Annotated in this window: 16 protein-coding genes; 8 read left to right on the plus strand and 8 right to left on the minus strand. The window is 61.8% G+C overall.

The window, feature by feature from the left end; all coding sequences use genetic code 11:
* Nucleotides 1–6 precede the first annotated feature (6 nt).
* From ACODTZ_RS13830 to ACODTZ_RS13840, 3 genes are all read right to left on the minus strand, one after another.
* Nucleotides 7–2211 (minus strand): RNA degradosome polyphosphate kinase, encoded by a 2205-nt coding sequence (locus ACODTZ_RS13830; RefSeq protein WP_047513236.1) that lies wholly within the window; start codon nucleotides 2209–2211, stop codon nucleotides 7–9.
* A 66-nt stretch (nucleotides 2212–2277) separates the two neighbouring features.
* Nucleotides 2278–2991 carry a DnaA regulatory inactivator HdaA gene (hdaA, locus tag ACODTZ_RS13835; RefSeq protein ID WP_489026364.1) on the minus strand — a complete coding sequence of 238 codons (714 nt, stop codon included), beginning with the start codon at nucleotides 2989–2991 and terminating at the stop codon, nucleotides 2278–2280.
* Entirely contained in the window at nucleotides 2988–4109 is a 1122-nt protein-coding gene (locus ACODTZ_RS13840) for an AI-2E family transporter (protein ID WP_112941290.1), read from the minus strand. The genes hdaA and ACODTZ_RS13840 overlap by 4 nt, the downstream gene beginning before the upstream one ends.
* Before the next feature lie 245 nt (nucleotides 4110–4354).
* Here ACODTZ_RS13840 and purM point away from each other — a divergent pair, with 245 nt between their 5' ends.
* From purM to ACODTZ_RS13855, 3 genes are read left to right on the plus strand one after another with little or no spacing between them, the layout of a single operon-like run.
* Entirely contained in the window at nucleotides 4355–5428 is a 1074-nt protein-coding gene (purM, locus tag ACODTZ_RS13845) for a phosphoribosylformylglycinamidine cyclo-ligase (protein WP_047513244.1), read from the plus strand.
* The gene (gene purN, locus ACODTZ_RS13850; protein WP_489026366.1) at nucleotides 5425–6084 is read left to right on the plus strand and encodes a phosphoribosylglycinamide formyltransferase; all 660 of its coding nucleotides are present in this window, start codon (nucleotides 5425–5427) and stop codon (nucleotides 6082–6084) included. The genes purM and purN overlap by 4 nt, the downstream gene beginning before the upstream one ends.
* A 53-nt stretch (nucleotides 6085–6137) precedes the next feature.
* Nucleotides 6138–6374: a type II toxin-antitoxin system Phd/YefM family antitoxin gene (locus tag ACODTZ_RS13855; protein ID WP_489026368.1), complete on the plus strand. Its 237-nt coding sequence runs from the start codon at nucleotides 6138–6140 to the stop codon at nucleotides 6372–6374.
* Nucleotides 6375–6491: 117 nt separating this feature from the next.
* Here ACODTZ_RS13855 and ACODTZ_RS13860 read toward each other — a convergent pair whose 3' ends face one another.
* The 3 genes from ACODTZ_RS13860 to ACODTZ_RS13870 all read right to left on the minus strand — a co-directional run bounded on the left by ACODTZ_RS13860 (nucleotide 6492) and on the right by ACODTZ_RS13870 (nucleotide 10532).
* Nucleotides 6492–7655, minus strand: a complete 1164-nt coding sequence (locus ACODTZ_RS13860) for an alpha-D-ribose 1-methylphosphonate 5-triphosphate diphosphatase (protein ID WP_489026370.1) — start codon at nucleotides 7653–7655, stop codon at nucleotides 6492–6494.
* 76 nt (nucleotides 7656–7731) lie between these two features.
* Nucleotides 7732–8331 carry an NUDIX domain-containing protein gene (locus ACODTZ_RS13865; RefSeq protein ID WP_489026372.1) on the minus strand — a complete coding sequence of 200 codons (600 nt, stop codon included), beginning with the start codon at nucleotides 8329–8331 and terminating at the stop codon, nucleotides 7732–7734.
* The gene (locus tag ACODTZ_RS13870) at nucleotides 8328–10532 is read right to left on the minus strand and encodes a molybdopterin-containing oxidoreductase family protein (RefSeq protein WP_489026374.1); all 2205 of its coding nucleotides are present in this window, start codon (nucleotides 10530–10532) and stop codon (nucleotides 8328–8330) included. Before ACODTZ_RS13870 ends, ACODTZ_RS13865 begins: the two co-directional genes overlap by 4 nt.
* A gap of 16 nt (nucleotides 10533–10548) precedes the next feature.
* Between ACODTZ_RS13870 and ACODTZ_RS13875 the strand changes: the two genes are divergently transcribed.
* Together ACODTZ_RS13875 and ACODTZ_RS13880 are read left to right on the plus strand one after the other, a co-directional pair.
* On the plus strand, nucleotides 10549–11421 hold the full coding sequence (locus ACODTZ_RS13875) for a 23S rRNA (adenine(2030)-N(6))-methyltransferase RlmJ (protein ID WP_489026376.1): 873 nt from the start codon (nucleotides 10549–10551) through the stop codon (nucleotides 11419–11421).
* Between the two features lie 73 nt (nucleotides 11422–11494).
* Complete coding sequence (locus ACODTZ_RS13880) at nucleotides 11495–12091, plus strand: glutathione S-transferase family protein (RefSeq protein WP_018898719.1); 597 nt, start codon at nucleotides 11495–11497, stop codon at nucleotides 12089–12091.
* Here ACODTZ_RS13880 and ACODTZ_RS13885 read toward each other — a convergent pair.
* Nucleotides 12082–12987, minus strand: coding sequence for a LysR family transcriptional regulator (locus ACODTZ_RS13885; RefSeq protein WP_489026378.1), 906 nt, complete (start codon nucleotides 12985–12987; stop codon nucleotides 12082–12084). The two genes, ACODTZ_RS13880 and ACODTZ_RS13885, sit on opposite strands and share 10 nt — an antisense overlap.
* Nucleotides 12988–13094: 107 nt before the next feature.
* Between ACODTZ_RS13885 and ACODTZ_RS13890 the strand changes: the two genes are divergently transcribed.
* The gene (locus ACODTZ_RS13890; RefSeq protein WP_489026380.1) at nucleotides 13095–13934 is read left to right on the plus strand and encodes an oxidoreductase; all 840 of its coding nucleotides are present in this window, start codon (nucleotides 13095–13097) and stop codon (nucleotides 13932–13934) included.
* Between the two features lie 75 nt (nucleotides 13935–14009).
* Here the strand turns inward: ACODTZ_RS13890 and ACODTZ_RS13895 are convergent, their stop codons facing one another.
* Nucleotides 14010–14642 carry an outer membrane protein gene (locus ACODTZ_RS13895; RefSeq protein WP_026283045.1) on the minus strand — a complete coding sequence of 211 codons (633 nt, stop codon included), beginning with the start codon at nucleotides 14640–14642 and terminating at the stop codon, nucleotides 14010–14012.
* Nucleotides 14643–15005: 363 nt separating this feature from the next.
* Here ACODTZ_RS13895 and ACODTZ_RS13900 point away from each other — a divergent pair, with 363 nt between their 5' ends.
* Both ACODTZ_RS13900 and uvrC read left to right on the plus strand, forming a co-directional pair.
* Complete coding sequence (locus ACODTZ_RS13900; protein WP_489026382.1) at nucleotides 15006–15773, plus strand: SDR family oxidoreductase; 768 nt, start codon at nucleotides 15006–15008, stop codon at nucleotides 15771–15773.
* The gene (gene uvrC, locus ACODTZ_RS13905; RefSeq protein ID WP_489026384.1) at nucleotides 15770–17821 is read left to right on the plus strand and encodes an excinuclease ABC subunit UvrC; all 2052 of its coding nucleotides are present in this window, start codon (nucleotides 15770–15772) and stop codon (nucleotides 17819–17821) included. The genes ACODTZ_RS13900 and uvrC overlap by 4 nt, the downstream gene beginning before the upstream one ends.
* Nucleotides 17822–17838 lie beyond the last annotated feature (17 nt).

A 17838-nucleotide genomic window follows, 5' to 3' on the forward strand; every position in this document is an offset into this window, starting at 1 on the left:
CCAGTTTTATCGTTTCGTGCGGCCGGAAAGAAGGCCGGCAATCAGCTTTGGCGCACTGGATTTCAACGCTTCACCACGGCCCGAAAGGCTGGGATTGGTCATGAAATACTGTTGCGCGTTGAACGGCTCCTCGCCCTTGCGCACCTCCATGCGCCTTGACGTCCCGTCGGCCAATATCTCGTAGCTTTGTTGATTGTCAATGAGGTTGCCCAGCATGATCTGTGACAAAACCTGCTCGTGCACGGTCGGATTGATCAGCGGAACCAGCGTTTCGACGCGGCGATCCAGATTTCTCGGCATCATGTCGGCGGAGCCGATATAGACCAGCGCCTTGTCCGACGGCAGGCCGTGGCCGTTGCCGAAGCAGAAGATGCGGCTGTGCTCGAGGAAGCGGCCGACGATCGACTTGACGCGGATGTTTTCCGACAGGCCGGGGACCTGCGGGCGCAGGCAGCAGATGCCACGGATGACGAGATCGATCTCGACGCCGGCGTGGCTCGCCGTATAGAGCGCATCGATGATTTCGGGATCGACGAGCGAGTTCATCTTCATCCAGATGGCCGCCGGCGCGCCGTTCTTGGCGTGCTTGATCTCTTCGTTGATGTGGCGAAGGATGCGCGAGCGCAGTGTATAGGGCGAAACGGCGAGCTTCATGCTCTCCTCCGGCTCGCCATAGCCGGTGATGAAGTTGAAGATATTGGCCATGTCGTGCGCAATGACAGGATTGCAGGTGAAGAACGACAGGTCGGTATAAATCTTCGCGGTAATCGGGTGATAATTGCCGGTGCCGAGATGGCAGTAGCTGCGCAGCTTGCCCTCTTCGCGGCGAACGACGAGCGACATCTTGGAGTGGGTCTTCAATTCGATGAAGCCGAAGACGACCTGCACGCCGGCGCGTTCGAGGTCGCGTGCCCAGCGGATGTTGGCTTCTTCGTCAAAACGTGCCTTGAGCTCGACAAGCGCCGTCACCGACTTGCCGGACTCGGCCGCATCAATCAGCGCGCGGACGATCGGGCTGTCGTTGGAGGTTCGGTAGAGCGTCTGCTTTATCGCCAGGACGTCAGGATCACGCGCAGCCTGGAGCAGAAACTGGACCACCACGTCGAAGGACTCGTAGGGGTGGTGAACCACCATGTCCTTTTCGCGGATGGCGGCGAAGCAATCGCCGGCGTGTTCGCGGACGCGTTCGGGAAATCGCGCGTTGTAAGATGGGAACCGGAGATCGTCGCGCGGCGCCTTGGTGATCTCGGACAGAGTGTTCAGCGCCAGCAGACCCGGTAGAACGGCAACGCGGTTATCGGGCACGTTGGTCGCTTGGACCACGAACTGGCGGAGCGAGGCCGGCATTTCGGAATCGGTTTCGAGGCGGATCACCGACCCGCGGCGGCGGCGCTTCAGCGCGGTTTCGAAGAAGCGGACGAGATCTTCGGCTTCTTCTTCAACTTCGATATCGCTGTCGCGGATGATGCGGAACGTACCGGAACCCTGCACCTCATAGCCAGGGTAGAGCCTGTAGATGAAGATATTGGCGACGTCCTCAAGCGTGATGTAACGGATCGTGTTGCCGTCATCTGGCAGGCGCACGAAACGATCGAGCGCCGGCGGCAGGCGCAGCAGCGCCGTCATCGGCTCGCGGCCATTCTTGCTGACCAGCTGCAGGCCGATCGAGAAGCCGAGATTGGGAATGAAGGGGAACGGATGCGCCGGGTCGATCGAGAGCGGCGTCAGCACCGGGAAGATCGCCTGCTCGAATTCGGTCGCGAGCCAGTTGCGATCGCTCTCGCTGAGCGCGCCAGGGCGGACGATAAGGATGTCTTCCTTGGCGAGATACTGCTGCAGCACAGCGAGCGAGGCCTGCTGCTCCATCTGCAGATTGTCGATCTCCTGCAGGATGGATTCGAGCTGCTCGGCGGGCGTCTTGCCGTCGGGGGTGCGCACCACGATGTTCTGGCGAACCTGGCCTTCGAGACCGGCAACGCGGACCATGAAGAATTCGTCGAGGTTCGCAGCCGAGATCGACAGGAAGCGAACGCGCTCGAGCAGTGGATGCTCGGTGTTCAACGTCTCCTCGAGAACGCGGCGATTGAACTGCAGCCAGGAAAATTCGCGGTTGATGAAGCGCTCGGGGCTGGAGAGCAGTTCTTCAAGCGGAGGAACGTTCGCCTTGGTTTCGGGAGCCGTTTCCTGGTTTCCCGCGACTGCACTGTCCATCGTTCGATCGTCCCCTCATGATTGCGCCAAGCCGAATATATCAGTTTCACGACGGAACTGTGACAGTCAATCAGCCGGATCGGAATTGCCCAATTCATTCAACACTTCAGCGGCGAGCGCGCGCGTGATCTTGGTGCCTCTCGATAGCGCCAACCGGTCCAGCCGCTCGACGATCGTCTGCGCGGCGTTTAGCGAGCGCTCCATCCTGACGACAATATAGAGCACCAGTTTGTCATCTATATAAAGCTGGCGATCGGCAAACAGCTTGACGATGACCTGCGACAGCAGTTCCTCGTCCGGCTCGCCGATCTCGACGACGGTCGCGGCCTTCAGGCGAGAGCGCAGGTCGGCCAGCTCGACCGGCCAGGACATTGGCCAGAGGCGGCTGGTCATCAGCAGGCTGTGGCCGTTTTCGCGCACGCTGTTGATGACGTGAAACAGTTCGGTGTCGTCGAAGCCGAGGCGATCGACATCCTCGAAGAGCACCGGGCCGTTAGCCGCATCGACGGCGGCGTTGGCGCCGACCTTCGGGTGGATGAGTGTGGCGCCGCTGTGATCCTTCCAGATGTTGGCGAGGTGCGACTTGCCCGATCCGACCGGGCCGGCGAGGATGACGACCGGCGACGGCCAGTTCGGCCAGGCATCGACGATCTCGACAGCCGCCGCCAGCCGCTCGGAGATCAGGAGATCGTCACGACCAGTCGCGGCAGCATGAGAAAAGGCCAAGGGAAGCTGCTCCACGGGCTTGCGCCTTGAGTCAGCGTTTTTCACGTCAGTCATTTCGGGCCAGCTTTTGTCTTCCGTACCGGGGTGGCCTTCGCCTCGCCTGCATACAGATCACTCTCAAGATATCGTGAAAGCGCAAAGCGAACAAGGACGCCGACGGCAGCGGCGGCCGGCACCGCGACCAAAAGGCCGACGAAGCCGAAGAGCGCGCCGAAGGCAAAGAGCGCGAACATCAGCCAGACCGGATGCAGGCCAACGCTGTGACCGACGAGCTTCGGCTGCAGGATATTGCCTTCCATGAACTGGCCGCTGAAGAAGACCGCGAGAACCGCGCCGACCCAGATATAGTCAGGCCAGAACTGCACGAGCGCCACGCCGACCGCGGCAATCAGGCCAACGGTGGAGCCGACATAGGGGATGAAGCTGATCATGCCGGCGAAGAGGCCGATCAGCAGGCCGAAGTTCAGCCCGACCAACGACAGGCCGACCGCATACCAGATGCCGAGGATCAGGCAGAGCGACCCCTGCCCGCGAATGAAGCCGGCGATCGCCTGGTCGATCTCGCGCATGATCTGGTGGACGTTGGCGACATAATCGCGGGGAACGTACTTGTCGATATTGGCGACCATGCGGTCCCAATCGAGCAGCATGTAGAAGGCGACCACTGGTGTCACGACCATCAGCGAGATCACGTTGACGACAGCAAGGCCGGAGCTCCAGACCTGGCTGAACAGCCCGGTGAGCAGGCCGAAGCCCTGAGACAGGATTTCGGAAAAATTGTTCTTGATGGTGCCGAGCTGGTTCTTGATCCAATCCGGCAGCATCGAGTTCTGCTGCTTGGCGATGAAGGTCTGCAGCTGGTCGATATAACCCGGCAGGCGGCCGGCGAAATCGGCGAACTGGCTGGCAAGGATCGGGATCAGGATCATCAGCGCCAGGACGATCAGGATGACGAAGGCGATCAGGATGACGATGGTCGCCATCAGGCGGCTGAGGCCGAGCCTCTCCAGCCGGTCGGCCACCGGATCGAGGAAATAGGCGATCGCCATGCCCGCCAGGAACGGCAGCAGGATGGAGCTGAACACCAAAAGGAAGGCGATGAAGGCGGCGAGCACGAACAGCCAGAAGATAACCTGGCGCTTCAGACCGGCGCCGCTAACCTGGTGTGGCATCATGTTCTCCGCTGATCGAACGTCGGTATTTGCCGCATCGCAGCGATACGGCCTGCGAGCCACATAGGATGCACCCGCGAGAATGGTCAACCCCAGCGTCCAATTTCCCAGAAGCTACGTTCAAAAGAGCGGGAAATTGGGGCTTTTGCCACGCAACGCCTTGCATAAAGCCCCCTGTCATGCAATTGCGACCCGCATGTGACGCGGGGATATTTCCCGCCCGACGACAGCCATCGGAGAGCAGTATGAGCCAGTCCGGAAAAAACGGTCTCACCTATAGCGATGCAGGCGTGGATATCGACGCTGGCAACCTTCTCGTCGAAAAGATCAAGCCCGCCGTACGCTCGACCCGCCGCCCCGGCGCGGATGGCGAAATCGGCGGCTTCGGCGGCCTGTTCGACCTCAAGGCCGCTGGCTTCACCGATCCGGTTCTGGTCGCCGCCAATGACGGCGTCGGTACCAAGCTGAAGATCGCGATCGACGCCGATTATCACGACACCGTCGGCATCGACCTCGTGGCCATGTGCGTCAACGATCTCGTGGTCCAGGGCGCCGAGCCGCTGTTCTTCCTCGACTACTTCGCGACCGGCAAGCTCGATCCCGACCAGGGTGCGGCGATCGTCGAAGGCATTGCCGCCGGCTGCCGCGACGCGGGCTGTGCGCTGATCGGCGGCGAGACCGCCGAGATGCCTGGCATGTATTCCTCCGGCGATTACGATCTGGCCGGCTTTGCCGTGGGTGCTGCCGAGCGCGGCAAGCTGCTGCCGTCGGGCGATATCGGCGAAGGCGACGTCATCCTCGGCCTCGCCTCCTCTGGCGTTCACTCCAACGGCTTCTCGCTGGTGCGCAAGATCGTCGGCCTTTCGGGCCTCGCCTGGGACGCGCCGGCACCGTTCGCAGATGGCAAGACGCTTGGTGAAGCGCTGCTGACCCCGACCCGCATCTATGTGAAGCAGCTCTTGAGCGTCATCCGCGAGACCGGCGCAATCAAGGCGCTGGCGCACATCACCGGCGGCGGCTTCCCCGAGAATATCCCGCGCGTGCTGCCTAAGCACCTCGCCGCCGAGATCGATCTTGCCGCCGTCAAGGTTCCGGCCGTGTTTTCCTGGCTGTCGAAGACCGGCGGCGTCGAAGCGAACGAGATGCTGCGCACCTTCAACTGCGGCATCGGCATGATCGCCGTCGTCTCCGCCGAGAATGCCGACACCGTCATCTCGGCGCTGGAAGCGCAGGGCGAAAGCGTCGTGCGGCTCGGCCGGATGATCGCCCGCGCTGAAGGCGCTCACGGCACGCTCTACAAGGGCACGCTCGCCATATGACGTCTCCGCGCAAACGCGTCGTCGTCTTCATCTCCGGCGGCGGCTCCAACATGATGGCGCTGGTCGCCGCCGCGAAGGCACCGGAGTTCCCGGCCGAGATCGTCGGCGTGATTTCCGACAAGCCGGATGCGGGCGGGCTTGCCAAGGCGGCCGCCGAGGGCATCGCGACCTTCGTCTTTCCGCGCAAGGACTACGCCAGCAAGGAAGCGCATGAGGAAGCGATCTTCGCCGCTCTCGACGCGCTGTCGCCTGACATCCTCTGCCTCGCGGGCTATATGCGCCTGCTGAGCGGCACGTTCATCCAGCGCTACGAGGGGAAGATGATCAACATCCACCCTTCCCTGCTGCCGCTCTTCCCCGGCCTGCACACGCACCAGCGCGCCATCGACGCCGGCATGCGGATCGCCGGCTGCACGGTGCATTTCGTCACCGAGGGCATGGATGAAGGCCCCGTCATCGGCCAGGCTGCCGTGCCTGTTCTCTCCGACGACACCGCCGACACACTGGCGGCGCGCGTGCTCACCGTCGAGCACAAGATTTATCCGCAAGCGCTTAGGCTGTTCGCCGAGGGCAAAGTGCGGATGGAAGGTGGCAAGGCTCTTAGGACTGCCGATGCGTCCGGCAATGCGGCAACCGGTGCCGTGATCTCCGCCTGATTGACCGGCGAAGTGATGCGGATCATCATGTGCGTGGCCCACGGAGCGACGCCATGACTGTTACCGTCAACATCGATGAAGCAAGCCTTCCCGAACTCCTTGCCAAGGTGGAAGCCGGCGAGGAGGTCGTCATCCTGCGCGATGGATTACCGGTGGCGAAGATGGCCCCTGTCGTGGCGGATCACGAGAAGCGCATGCAAGTGGTCGAGGCAATCCTTGCCTTTCGCAAAACCATGCCAAGCATCACACAGGAAGAAATTGCGGAATGGAAGGCGACGGGCCGGCGATGACGCGGCTTACCTATCATTGGCAATTCAAACAAGACGGCCGCTCGCCACTTTGACAAGCAACTGATCGACGCAGCAGCACGTGAAAACGTGCCGCTGCTGACTTGATCCGATCGACGCTTAAGCCGCAATCGCGCGCGGCTGATGCAGCGTGCCGTCGCTGTAGACGAAGCGGCCGCCGCGGAAGGTGGCGCGGATGCGGTGGATGTCGCCGGCTTCCACGACAACCAGATCGGCACGCTGGCCGATGGCGATTTCGCCGCGGTCGGTGAGGCCGGCCGAGCGGGCTGCGTTCTTCGTTGCCATGGCGACAGCGGTCGGCAGGTTCGTGGCCTCGGCGATCTTGAAGATGCCGGGAACGAAGGCGGCCGGGTGATAGTCGGCGGCGATGACGGAGAGGACGCCGGCGCGGGCGGCATCGAGCGCGCTCAGATTGCCCGACATGGACTGGCCACGGAGCGCGTTCGGCGCGCCCATCAGCGTCCAGAGACCACGGCGACGTGCCTCTTCGGCTGCCGGCAGCGTTACCGGGAATTCGCTGATCGTGACGCCCATCGCATGCATCTCAGCCACCTTCTCGGCGCTGTCGTCGTCATGCGAGGCGAGCGACAGCTTGTGGCGCAGCGACAGGTCGACGATGTGGCGAAGCCTGGTCTCGATCTCGGGATTGTCGCGCATGGCGATGCGCTTGGCGACCATCTCGGCGGCCATTTCCTCGGAGATGGCCCGGCGTTCGGCCATGCTCAGAATATAGCTCTGGATGTCGTTATACTGGCCCTGCCCCGGTGTGTGATCGGTCAGCGACACCATGTCGACATGGCCGGCATCCAGCAGCTTTTCGAGCGCAGGCGCCGCGCCGACATTGGTGATCTCATAGCGCGCGTGAACGCGGTGATCGATCAGGAGGCTGTCCTTGAAGCGGCTGACGCCCTCGATGACGGCGCAGGTGGTTTCCAGCGAACGGACATGGCCGTAGACGCTTTCGGTCGCGAAGGAGACGGCGGCGTAGGCGGTCGTCACGCCATGGGCGGCGAGCTTCTTGTCGAGTTCGTGGATGGAGAAGCCGATCGGCATCATCGCGTTTGGGCGCGGCGCTATCTCGCGCTCGATCATGTCGCCGTGGAGATCGATGAAACCAGGCATCAGCAGTCGGCCTCCGCCATCAATCGCGGCGTTAGCGACCGTCTCAGGGCGGATCTCGGCGATAACGCCATCCTCGATGCGAACCGAGCCGTTGTTCACGACCTCATCTGGCAGAACGATCGTGAAATTGCTGAGCCACATCGGCTTTCTCCTCATATCAGGCAATTATGACAAGCCGGAGCAGATAGCCCCGATTCATGACATGCGAATGAATGCCTTAGGGCTTATTCAAGGCAGCCCTATTCAGCGCCGCCCATTGCAGCAGAATGATCGTCTTGAAGTCGATGATCTCGCCGGTGGCGATCATCTTCATCGCTTCTTCCAGCGGGATTTCGACGACCTCGATGTCCTCATGCTCCTCAGCCAACCCGCCGCCTTCGGAGACGCGGTCTTCGGTATCGATTGAGGCCGCGAAGAAGTGGACGAGCTCGGCGTTGGCGCCGGGCGAGCTATAGGCCTTGAACAAGAAGCGGACATCGCGGACGCGGAAGCCGGTTTCCTCGATGGCTTCGCGGCGGATGGCGGCTTCTGGCTCGTCGCCGTCGAGGAGGCCCGCCGGCGTCTCCAGCATCCAGGCCGGCTCGCCATGGAGATAGACGGGCAGACGGAACTGGCGGACGAGAACGACGGTATCGCGCTTGGGGTCATGCAGCAGGATCGTGGCGGCGGGAGTGCGGTGGTAGATCTCGCGATGGATGCGGTGCGTTTCGCCGTCGGAGTTGGTGTAATCGACCTCGTAGGTGCTGAGCCGCGTCCAGCCATCCGAGAGCGTCCTTTCCTGGATGATCTCGGCCTTCGCCTTTTCAAATTTCGTCATGCCGCATCCTTGCGAAGCCAAACCTTGTTGTCGTGGACGGCCGCGCCGCCATAGGGCGCGACAGGGTCGGCGCCGGTCAAAACGTTGATGCCCTCTCCATCCACATGCGCCTTGTTCGGCCACAGGCCCTCGGCGATCAGTACGCCCGGCTTGACCTCTGTCGTCAGCTTGGCGTGCAGGCGGATTTCGCCTCTCGTATTGCCGACCTGAACGAGGTCGCCGTGGGCGATGTCTTGGGCTTCCGCATCGGCAGGATTGATCATCAGTTCCGGTCGTCCTTCCTTCTGCCGCGAGGTCTTGGTCTCGGCGAAGCTGGAGTTCAGGAAGTTACGGGCGGGAGACGTCGCGAGGCGGAACGGGTGCTCGGCATCGGCGACTTCGATGACGTCGACCTGATCCGGGAATTGCGGCAACTCCGGATAGGGGCCGAGCAGGCCGACAGCCTCCGGCGGGCGGTTCGGCGCCGGCTGGTTGCGCCAGTCTGGGCGGAAGTGGAAGCGGCCGTCGGGATGGGCGAAGCCGTTGATGAAATGCGCGTCGTCGAATTCCGGCTGGCGGTCGAACCATTTGTGCTCGAGGAAATGGTCGTAGCCGGGGAGTTCGCTCGATGTGAGAACGCGATCGATCATTTCGCGCGCCGTGAAGCCGAAGCCTGGACGATCGGCGACGCCGAGGCGCTTGGCCAGTTCCTCGATGACGAAGAGATTGGTGCGCACCGTTTCCGGCGGCTCGACGAGCTTGGGGCCAAGCAGGATGTGGTTCTGGCCGCCGGCGCGGTAGATGTCGTCATGCTCGACGAACATGGTGGCGGGGATGACGATATCGGCCATCTCGGCGGTATCGGTCATGAACTGCTCGTGGACGGCGACGAAGAGATCATCGCGGGCGAAACCGCGCTTCACCAGCCGCTGCTCGGGCGCGATGTTAACAGGGTTGGTGTTCTGGATCAGCATGGCGGTGACTGGGCCGCGATGGCGCAGCGCCACGGCGTCACCCGTCAAAGCGCGGCCGATCTGCGACTGGTCGATCATGCGGATGTCGGCATCCTTCATCGACTTGCCAGTCAGTTCCGCGTTGTTCATGCGGAAGATGTCGCTGTTCGAATGGAAGGCGCCGCCGCCCTCATATTGCCAGGAGCCGAGAACGGTTGCGACCGAGGCCGCCGCATGCATGGCGACCGCGCCGTTGCGCTGGCGGGTGAAGCCGTAGCCGAGACGGAAGAAGGTCTTCTTCGTCGTGCCGACGAGCTTGCCGAAAGCTTCGATCTCGTCGACCGAAAGGCCGGTGATGGCGGCGGCCCATTCCGGCGTCTTCGTTTTCAGATGCGCTTCGAGGCCGGCGGGATCGTCTGCATATTTCGCCATGTAGGCCCGGTCGGCATAGCCGTCGCGGAAGGCGATGTGCATGGTGGCGCAGGCGAGTGCCGCATCGGTGCCCGGCTTGAGGATAAGCGCCAAATCGGCCTGCTTCATCGTCGGGCTGTCGTAGATATCGATGACCACGATCTTGGCGCCGCGTTCCTTGCGCGCCTTGATCGCGTGGGTCATGACGTTGACCTGCGTGGCGACCGCGTTGGTGCCCCAGATGACCACGCAATCGGTGCGCGCCATTTCGCGTGGGTCCGGGCCTCTCAAGACCCCTGTCGCCATGGTGAAGCCGGTCCAGGCCGGGTTTGTGCAGATCGACGAGAAGAAGCCGGAATAGCGCTTGGCGTGGCGCAGGCGGTCGATGCTGTCTCGCTGCACCCAGCCCATGGTGCCGGCATAGTAATAGGGCCAGATCGCCTCGCTGCCGTCCTTCGCCTCAGCCTTCACGAAGGCTTCGGCGATTTCATCCAGCGCGGCGTCCCAGGATATCTGCTGCCACTCTCCCGCCCCCTTGGCGCCCTTGCGGCGTAGCGGGTGCATCAAACGATCGGGGTGATAGAGGCGTTCGGCGTAGCGCGCGACCTTGGCGCAGATGACGCCCGAGGTGTAGCTGTGGTCGTTTGCCCCGCGCACGCGGCCGATCCTGCCATCGTCGGTGACCTCCACTTCCAGCGCGCAGGTGGAGGGACAGTCGTGCGGACAGGCGGTGTGGCCGATCCGGACGGAGGACTTCGGGGATTTGGCTTCGATGGGGGTCGCAATGTTCATGGAGTTTCTATATTCCAACCGGAAACCGGCCAAAAGCCGGAAACGACGTCCCCCACGCGAATTCATGTAGGCATCAGCGAAAATGAACTACCGCCACATCTACCATGCGGGCAACTTTGCCGATGTCCTGAAGCACGCGATTCTCGCGCGTCTCGTCCGCTACATGCAGAAGAAGGATGCGGGCTTCCGCGTGCTCGACACGCATGCCGGCATCGGGCTCTACGATCTCTCCTCGGAAGAGGCGCAAAAAACAGGTGAATGGCGCGACGGGATCGGCAAGATCATGGAAGCCGAGCTTTCGCCGCAGGTGGCCGAATTGCTGGAACCCTACCTGACCGCGATCCGCGAACTCAATCCAGATGGCGGCATGCGCTACTATCCCGGATCGCCGAAGCTTTCGCGCATGCTTTTCAGGCCGCAGGACCGGTTATCGGCGATGGAGTTGCATCCCGAGGATTACCAGCGGCTGCATCGCCTGTTCGAGGGCGATCACCATGCCCGCATCACCGAGCTCGACGGCTGGCTGTCGCTCGGTGCGCATCTGCCGCCGAAAGAGAAGCGCGGCATCGTGCTCGTCGATCCGCCCTTCGAGGAAGGCGGGGAGTATGAGCGGCTGGTCGATGGCCTCGCCAAGGCCTATCGCCGCTTTCCCGGCGGCACCTACTGCCTGTGGTATCCAATCAAGAAGGGCGCGCCGATCAAGGAATTCCACGAGGCGCTGCAGGCACTCGATATTCCGAAGACACTCTGCGCCGAGCTCACCGTGCGCAGCGACCGCGGGATGGTGACCGGACTGACCGGCTCGGGGCTGATCATCGTCAACCCGCCTTATACGCTGAAGGACGAGCTGCACCAGCTGCTGCCGGCGCTGAAAGATCATATGGCGCAGGACCGCTACGCCTCGCACCGGGCGTTCTGGCTGCGCGGTGAAAACAAGGCCGTGAAAGAGGATTGACCGACTCTTTGCGGCGCGAAATAGTCCGGCCACATTGCAAGTCCGTTGCCAGGCATTTTGAAAGAGACCGATGATGAAGATCCTTTGCGCGCCCGCCTCCCCCTATTCCAGCAAGGTCCGGATGGCCGCCCGCTATCTCGAGCTTGATGCGACCGAAATCCGCGTCGACACCAATGCTGGCCCGGCGATCCTCGTCGATAACAATCCTCTCGGAAAGATCCCGACCGTGCTGACGGATGACGGCGTTTCGGTCTTCGACAGCGTCGCGATCATGCATTATTTCGGGCGACTGAAGGGCAAGCAGCTCTATCCGTCGAAGAACGGCAAGCGCACGGAAGCAGAGGTGCTGGAAGCCCTTTGCGACGGCATCTGCGACTGCCTGCTCGCCATCGTCTACGAGCGCCGCTTCCGCGACGAGGAGAAGATCCATCAGCCCTGGATCGACCGGCAGTGGAAGAAGGTCGTGAGCGGCCTCAATCACCTGAGCGTTCACCTGCCGAAGATCGGCAAGAAGCTGCATGGCGGCCACTTCGCGCTGGCGGCAACGCTGGGTTATCTCGATCTGCGTTTCCATGGCCAGTGGGAGGCCGAGCACTCCGAGCTGATCGGCTGGCTCAGGACCTTCGAGAAGAAGTTCCCTGCCTATGCCGAGCTCAAGCCTCAGGGCTGAGCGCGATCGCGCTCCGCTTTCACGAAATCGATGAAGGCGCGCAAAGCCGTCGGCAGCTGCCGGCGGCTCGGATAATAGAGGAAGAAGCCCGGATAATAGGGGCACCAATCGTCGAGAACCCGCACCAATTTGCCAGTCTCGATCTCGTCACGCACCTGATCCTCGAACAGATAGCCGAGCCCGTCGCCCTGCAGCACGGCGTCGCGCATGATGTCCTGGTCGCCTAGCGTCAGCGGGCCCCGCACCTCGATCTCCACTTCGATACCGCCGCGCTCGAACTCCCAATGATAGAAGGCGCCGCCGGCAAAGCGGAACCGGACGCAGACGTGGTCTTTCAGATCATGCGGCGTCTGCGGCCTGCCCCTGCCCTCGAAGTAACCCGGCGTACCGACGACGGCGAAGCTGTGGCGCGGACCGATCGGGATCGCGATCATATCCGCCGCAATGCTCTCGCCGAAGCGTATGCCGGCATCGAAGCCTGACGAAACCATATCGATCAGCGCATCGTCGATGACGATATCGACCTCGACGGATGGATGAGCTTTCAGGAAACGCGAGACGATCGGCAGCAGCACGAGCTTGGCGGCGGCGCGGGGTGTGTTGATGCGCAGCTTGCCGTAGGGCTGACCGCGGAAGGTGTCGAGATCATCCAGTGCGGCGTCGATATCCAGGAAGGCCGGGCGAATGCGATCGAAAAGCCGCTCGCCTGCCTCCGTCAGCGCCACGCCACGAGTGGTTCGGTTGACGAGGCGGACTTCCAGCCGCTCCTCGATCGCTCTCAGCGCGTGGCTCAGCGCCGAGGGCGTAACGGCGAGCTCGACGGCGGCCTTGCGAAAGCTTCGGTGACTGGCGATGGCGAGAAAAATGGCGAGATCGGTCGAGCGCACACGCTTCATTGATGAGTATTTCTCACTAGCTCATGGAGTATAAGGTAAATTCTCTCAGCTATGCCCATAGGCTAGTTTCGGGGTGTCAGCAAATCACAACCCGAAAGGAAAACGTCATGCGTGTTTGGTTCATCACTGGTGCGTCGCGCGGCTTCGGCGCCCTTATCACCGAGGAAGCTCTCAATGCCGGCGATGCCGTCGTCGCCACGGCGCGCAATCCGAAAGGTCTGCAGGAAAAATTCCAGAATCATTCGAATCTGTTGACGGTCGCGCTTGATGTGACGGATGAACCCTCGGCGCACGCCGCCGCCGAGCAGGCCATAAAGCGCTTCGGCCGGATCGATATCCTGCTCAACAATGCCGGCTTCGGCCTGCTCGGTGCCGTCGAAGAGGCGACCAACGACGAGATCGAGAAGCTCTACGCGGCCAATGTCTTCGGCCTGCTGAAGGTGACGCGCGCCGTGCTGCCGCATATGCGCCGCCAGCGTTCCGGCCATATCCTCAACATCTCGTCGATCGGCGGCTATGTCTCACATGCCGGCTGGGGCGTCTATTGCTCGACCAAGTTCGCGGTCGAAGGACTGACGGAAGCGCTTGCCGCCGAGGTCGCGCCGCTCGGCATCAAGGCGACGGTCGTCGAGCCCGGCTTCTTCCGCACCGACTTCCTCGACGAAACCTCGCTGTCGGTCAGCCGAAGCTCGATCGCCGACTACGCCGAGACACCTGTGGGAGCGATGCGCGATTTTGCCGTCAGCCATAACCACCAGCAGCCAGGCGACCCTGCCCGCTTCGCCAAGGCGATGATCACGCTGGCGCATTCCGACAATCCGCCGCTGCGCATGCCCTTCGGCAGCGACACGGTGGCTGCGATCGAGAAGAAGAACGCAAGCGTTGCCGAGGAACTGGCCGCATGGCGGGAACTCGCGGTGTCGACGGACTTCCCCAAGGGAGAATGACGGCCCGACCAAACGAAACGCAACAAAAAAGCCGGAGCGATGCCCCGGCTTTTTTTCATTTACCTGATCGGCTGATCAGAACTTCATGCCGATACCGACCTTGACGCTGTGCTCGTCATAGCCGCGCGAGATGTTCGCGCCGCCGACGTTGAAGTCGTTCTTCTGGTAGTCGGTGTAGCGGTATTCGATACGAGCCGTGATGTTGTTGGTCACCATGGCTTCGGCACCGGCGCCGACCGTGTAACCCAGCGCGCTGTCGCTGTCAGAACCAGCGGCGTTGCTGAACTTGTTCTTGGTGGCGGCCAGACCAGCCGTACCATAGAGCAGGAAGGGGTTCAGGTCGTAACCGATACGGCCGCGGATCGAGCCGTTGACTTCGTTCTTGGCAGTGCCGCCGTCGACAGCGCCGTCAGCGCCGGAGTAGCCGATGTCACCTTCGACACCGTATACGATCTGGCCCTGCTGCCAGTTGTAGCCGCTGTAGATCTGACCGCCGAAAGCGCGCGCGTTGTAGTCGTGAGCGAAGCCGCCCATGTTGTAGGTGCCGGCGCCACCCAGGTAGAAGCCCTGCCAGTTGCCGGTCGGGGCAACATCGTTCTGGGCAACCGGAGCTTCCGGGATCTGATCGACGGCATCGGCCGCGTAAGCAGCGGAAAAGCCACCAAGGGCAACGGTCGAAACCAACAGGCTAGCAATAAACGTACGCATACTCATCTCCTTATCGAACCCGCGCCCTTCATCAACTGTGTTAACGTGAAGCATTCGCGAGCAATTACGCATGTCCCTTTCGGATCGAGAGGGAAATTGATGCGCAAATGAGGATTTGGAAGAGCCAAAATGTGATTTGATTGTGGCTTAGGGGTGGCTGAAATTCGATGTTGCTTTATCGCAACAAACACTTCATTAACCCTAACCAAGCGTTAAATCATGAATACTTATTTTATCGAATTATATTCTTAAATAATACGCACAATATCCAAGTTCTGTGCGCAATCAAGACGCCTATTTATAAGATCTGATCGGCCGCCTATATAAGCACCGCAGAGATTTGCGGGATGAAGAGGCAGGATTTTGAGCGAGACAAGACTTCGAACAGCGTTGGTGACAGGGTCGGCCAAGAGAATAGGCCGTGCGATAGTCGAAGATCTTGCAGCGAGCGGCTTCTCGGTTGCGATCCACGCGAATGGTTCCATCGCCGAGGCGGAAAATTTTGCGGCGGAATTGCGGCAAGAGGGCAAAAACGCGATTGCGCTTCACGCCGATTTGAAGGACGTCGAGGACACCAACGGACTGATAAAAAAGGCGTTTGAGGCGCTTGGACCGCTCGATTTGCTCGTCAACAACGCCTCGGCCTTCCACAATGATTCGGCGCACCAATTTGACGCTGCGGCCTGGGACGATCATTTCGCGCTCCACGTGCGCGCGCCGTCCATATTGTCTGCCGCATTTGCCGAACAGCTGCCGAAAAGCGTTCCAGGGCTGATCGTCAACATCATCGACCAGCGGGTCTGGGCGCTCAATCCGGGCTTCTATTCCTATACATTGTCCAAGGCGGCGCTCTGGACGGCGACGCAGACGATGGCGCAGAGCTTCGCGCCACGCATTCGCGTCAACGCGCTCGGCCCGGGGCCGACGGTTCGAAGTGCGCGGCAGAGCGAAGAGGACTTCCAGCAGCAGGTCGACGGCCTTATCATGAAGGCGGGGCCGGGATTCGGCGAATTCGGACGGACGATCCGCTTCCTCTATGATACGCCCTCCATCACCGGCCAAATGATTGCCCTCGACGGCGGCCAGCATCTTGCCTGGCAGACGCCCGATGTGGCGGAGATTACGGAATGAATTCAAGGAAGCTGCCGGATGGCGGCGTTCTTTACGACGAAAATGACGAGACCGACGACGATATCGAGGTGGAAAGCGAAAGCTCTGCCTCGCCCGTTGGCGCGCCGGTTGCTTCTGCCATCGACTGGAACGAAGGCGGCAGCAACGAAACGGGACTTGTCGGCGCCGACCTGATCGCGGAATTCGTCAAGCGGCTGCCGAACAGCCCCGGCGTCTACCGCATGTTCAATGAGGCCGGCGACGTTCTCTATGTCGGCAAGGCGCGCAGCCTGAAGAAGCGCGTGAGCAACTATGCGCTCGGCCGCGTGCACTCCAACCGCATCGCCCAGATGGTGCGGCAGACCGCGCATATGGAGTTCGTGACGACGAGGACCGAGATCGAGGCGCTTCTCCTGGAAGCGAATCTGATCAAGCGGTTGCGGCCGCGCTTTAACGTGCTTTTGCGCGACGACAAGTCGTTTCCCTATATCCTGATATCGGGCGACCACCGCGCTCCCGCCATCCTGAAACATCGTGGCGCGCGCGCCCGCAAGGGCGATTATTTCGGCCCCTTTGCTTCGGCGGGCGCCGTCGGCCGCACGATCAACTCGCTGCAGCGTGCCTTCCTGATCCGCACCTGCACGGACAGCGTGTTCGAGACGCGTACGCGCCCCTGTCTGCTCTATCAGATCAAGCGCTGTTCGGCGCCCTGCACGCATGAGATCAGCGATGCAGGGTATGGCGAACTGGTGCAGGAGGCCAAGGACTTCCTTTCGGGCAAGAGCCAGAAGGTGAAGGCGCATATGGCCGAGGCGATGAACCAGGCGGCCGAGGATCTCGATTTCGAGCAGGCCGCCGTCTATCGCGACCGCCTCGCCTCGCTGTCGCACGTGTCCAGCCACCAGGGCATCAACCCCGCCGGCGTCGAGGAAGCCGATGTCTTCGCGATCTATCACGAAGGCGGGATTTCCTGCATCCAGGTGTTCTTCTTCCGCACCGGGCAGAACTGGGGCAACCGCGCCTATTTCCCGAAGGCCGACCCGCAGCTGACAGGCGCTGAAGTGCTGAGCGCCTTCCTGGCGCAGTTCTACGACGACAAGCCGGTGCCGAAGCAGATCCTACTTTCGGAAACGGTTGACGAGATGGAGCTGCTGGCCGCAGCCTTCGCCGAAAAGGCAGGCCACAAGATTTCGGTGCTGGTGCCGCAGCGTGGCGAAAAGCGCGATCTGGTTGATCACGTCATGGGCAATGCCCGCGAGGCGCATGGGCGCAAGCTTGCGGAGACCGCGTCGCAATCGCGGCTGCTCGAAGGCTTCAAGGATACGTTCAAGCTCTCCTACGTGCCGCAGCGCGTCGAAATCTACGACAACTCGCATATCATGGGCACGAACGCCGTCGGCGGCATGGTGGTGGCGGGACCTGAGGGTTTCGTGAAGAACCAGTATCGCAAGTTCAACATCAAATCGACCGACATCACGCCCGGCGACGACTTCGGCATGATGCGCGAGGTGATGACGCGGCGGTTCACGCGGCTGCTCAAGGAAGAAGGTATCCCCGACAGGAGCCAGCCGGTAGCTCCAGCGGATGCCGCCGACATGCCCTTCCCTGCCTGGCCCGACGTGATCCTGATCGACGGCGGCCAGGGGCAGATGACGGCAGTGCGGGCGATCCTGGAAGAACTGGGGATCACCGATAGCGTCACCGCCATCGGCGTCGCCAAGGGTGTCGACCGCGATGCCGGGCGCGAGCGCTTCTTCCTGCCCGGCGGCGAGAGCTTCACGCTGCCGCCGCGCGATCCGGTGCTCTACTTCACCCAGCGCATGCGCGACGAGGCGCACCGCTTCGCCATCGGCTCGCACCGGGCACGGCGCAAGAAGGAGATGGTCAAAAACCCGCTCGACGAGATCGGTGGAATCGGCCCATCACGCAAACGTGCCTTGCTCCAGCATTTCGGAACGGCGAAGGCGGTTTCGCGGGCGGCACTGTCGGATCTGATGGCTGTCGAAGGGATTTCGGAGACGGTCGCCAAGCAGGTTTACAATCATTTTCACGACGACGCCGCGAAATAGGTGGCGTCGGTCGCAAA

This window comes from Rhizobium sp. FG113 (assembly GCF_057809895.1).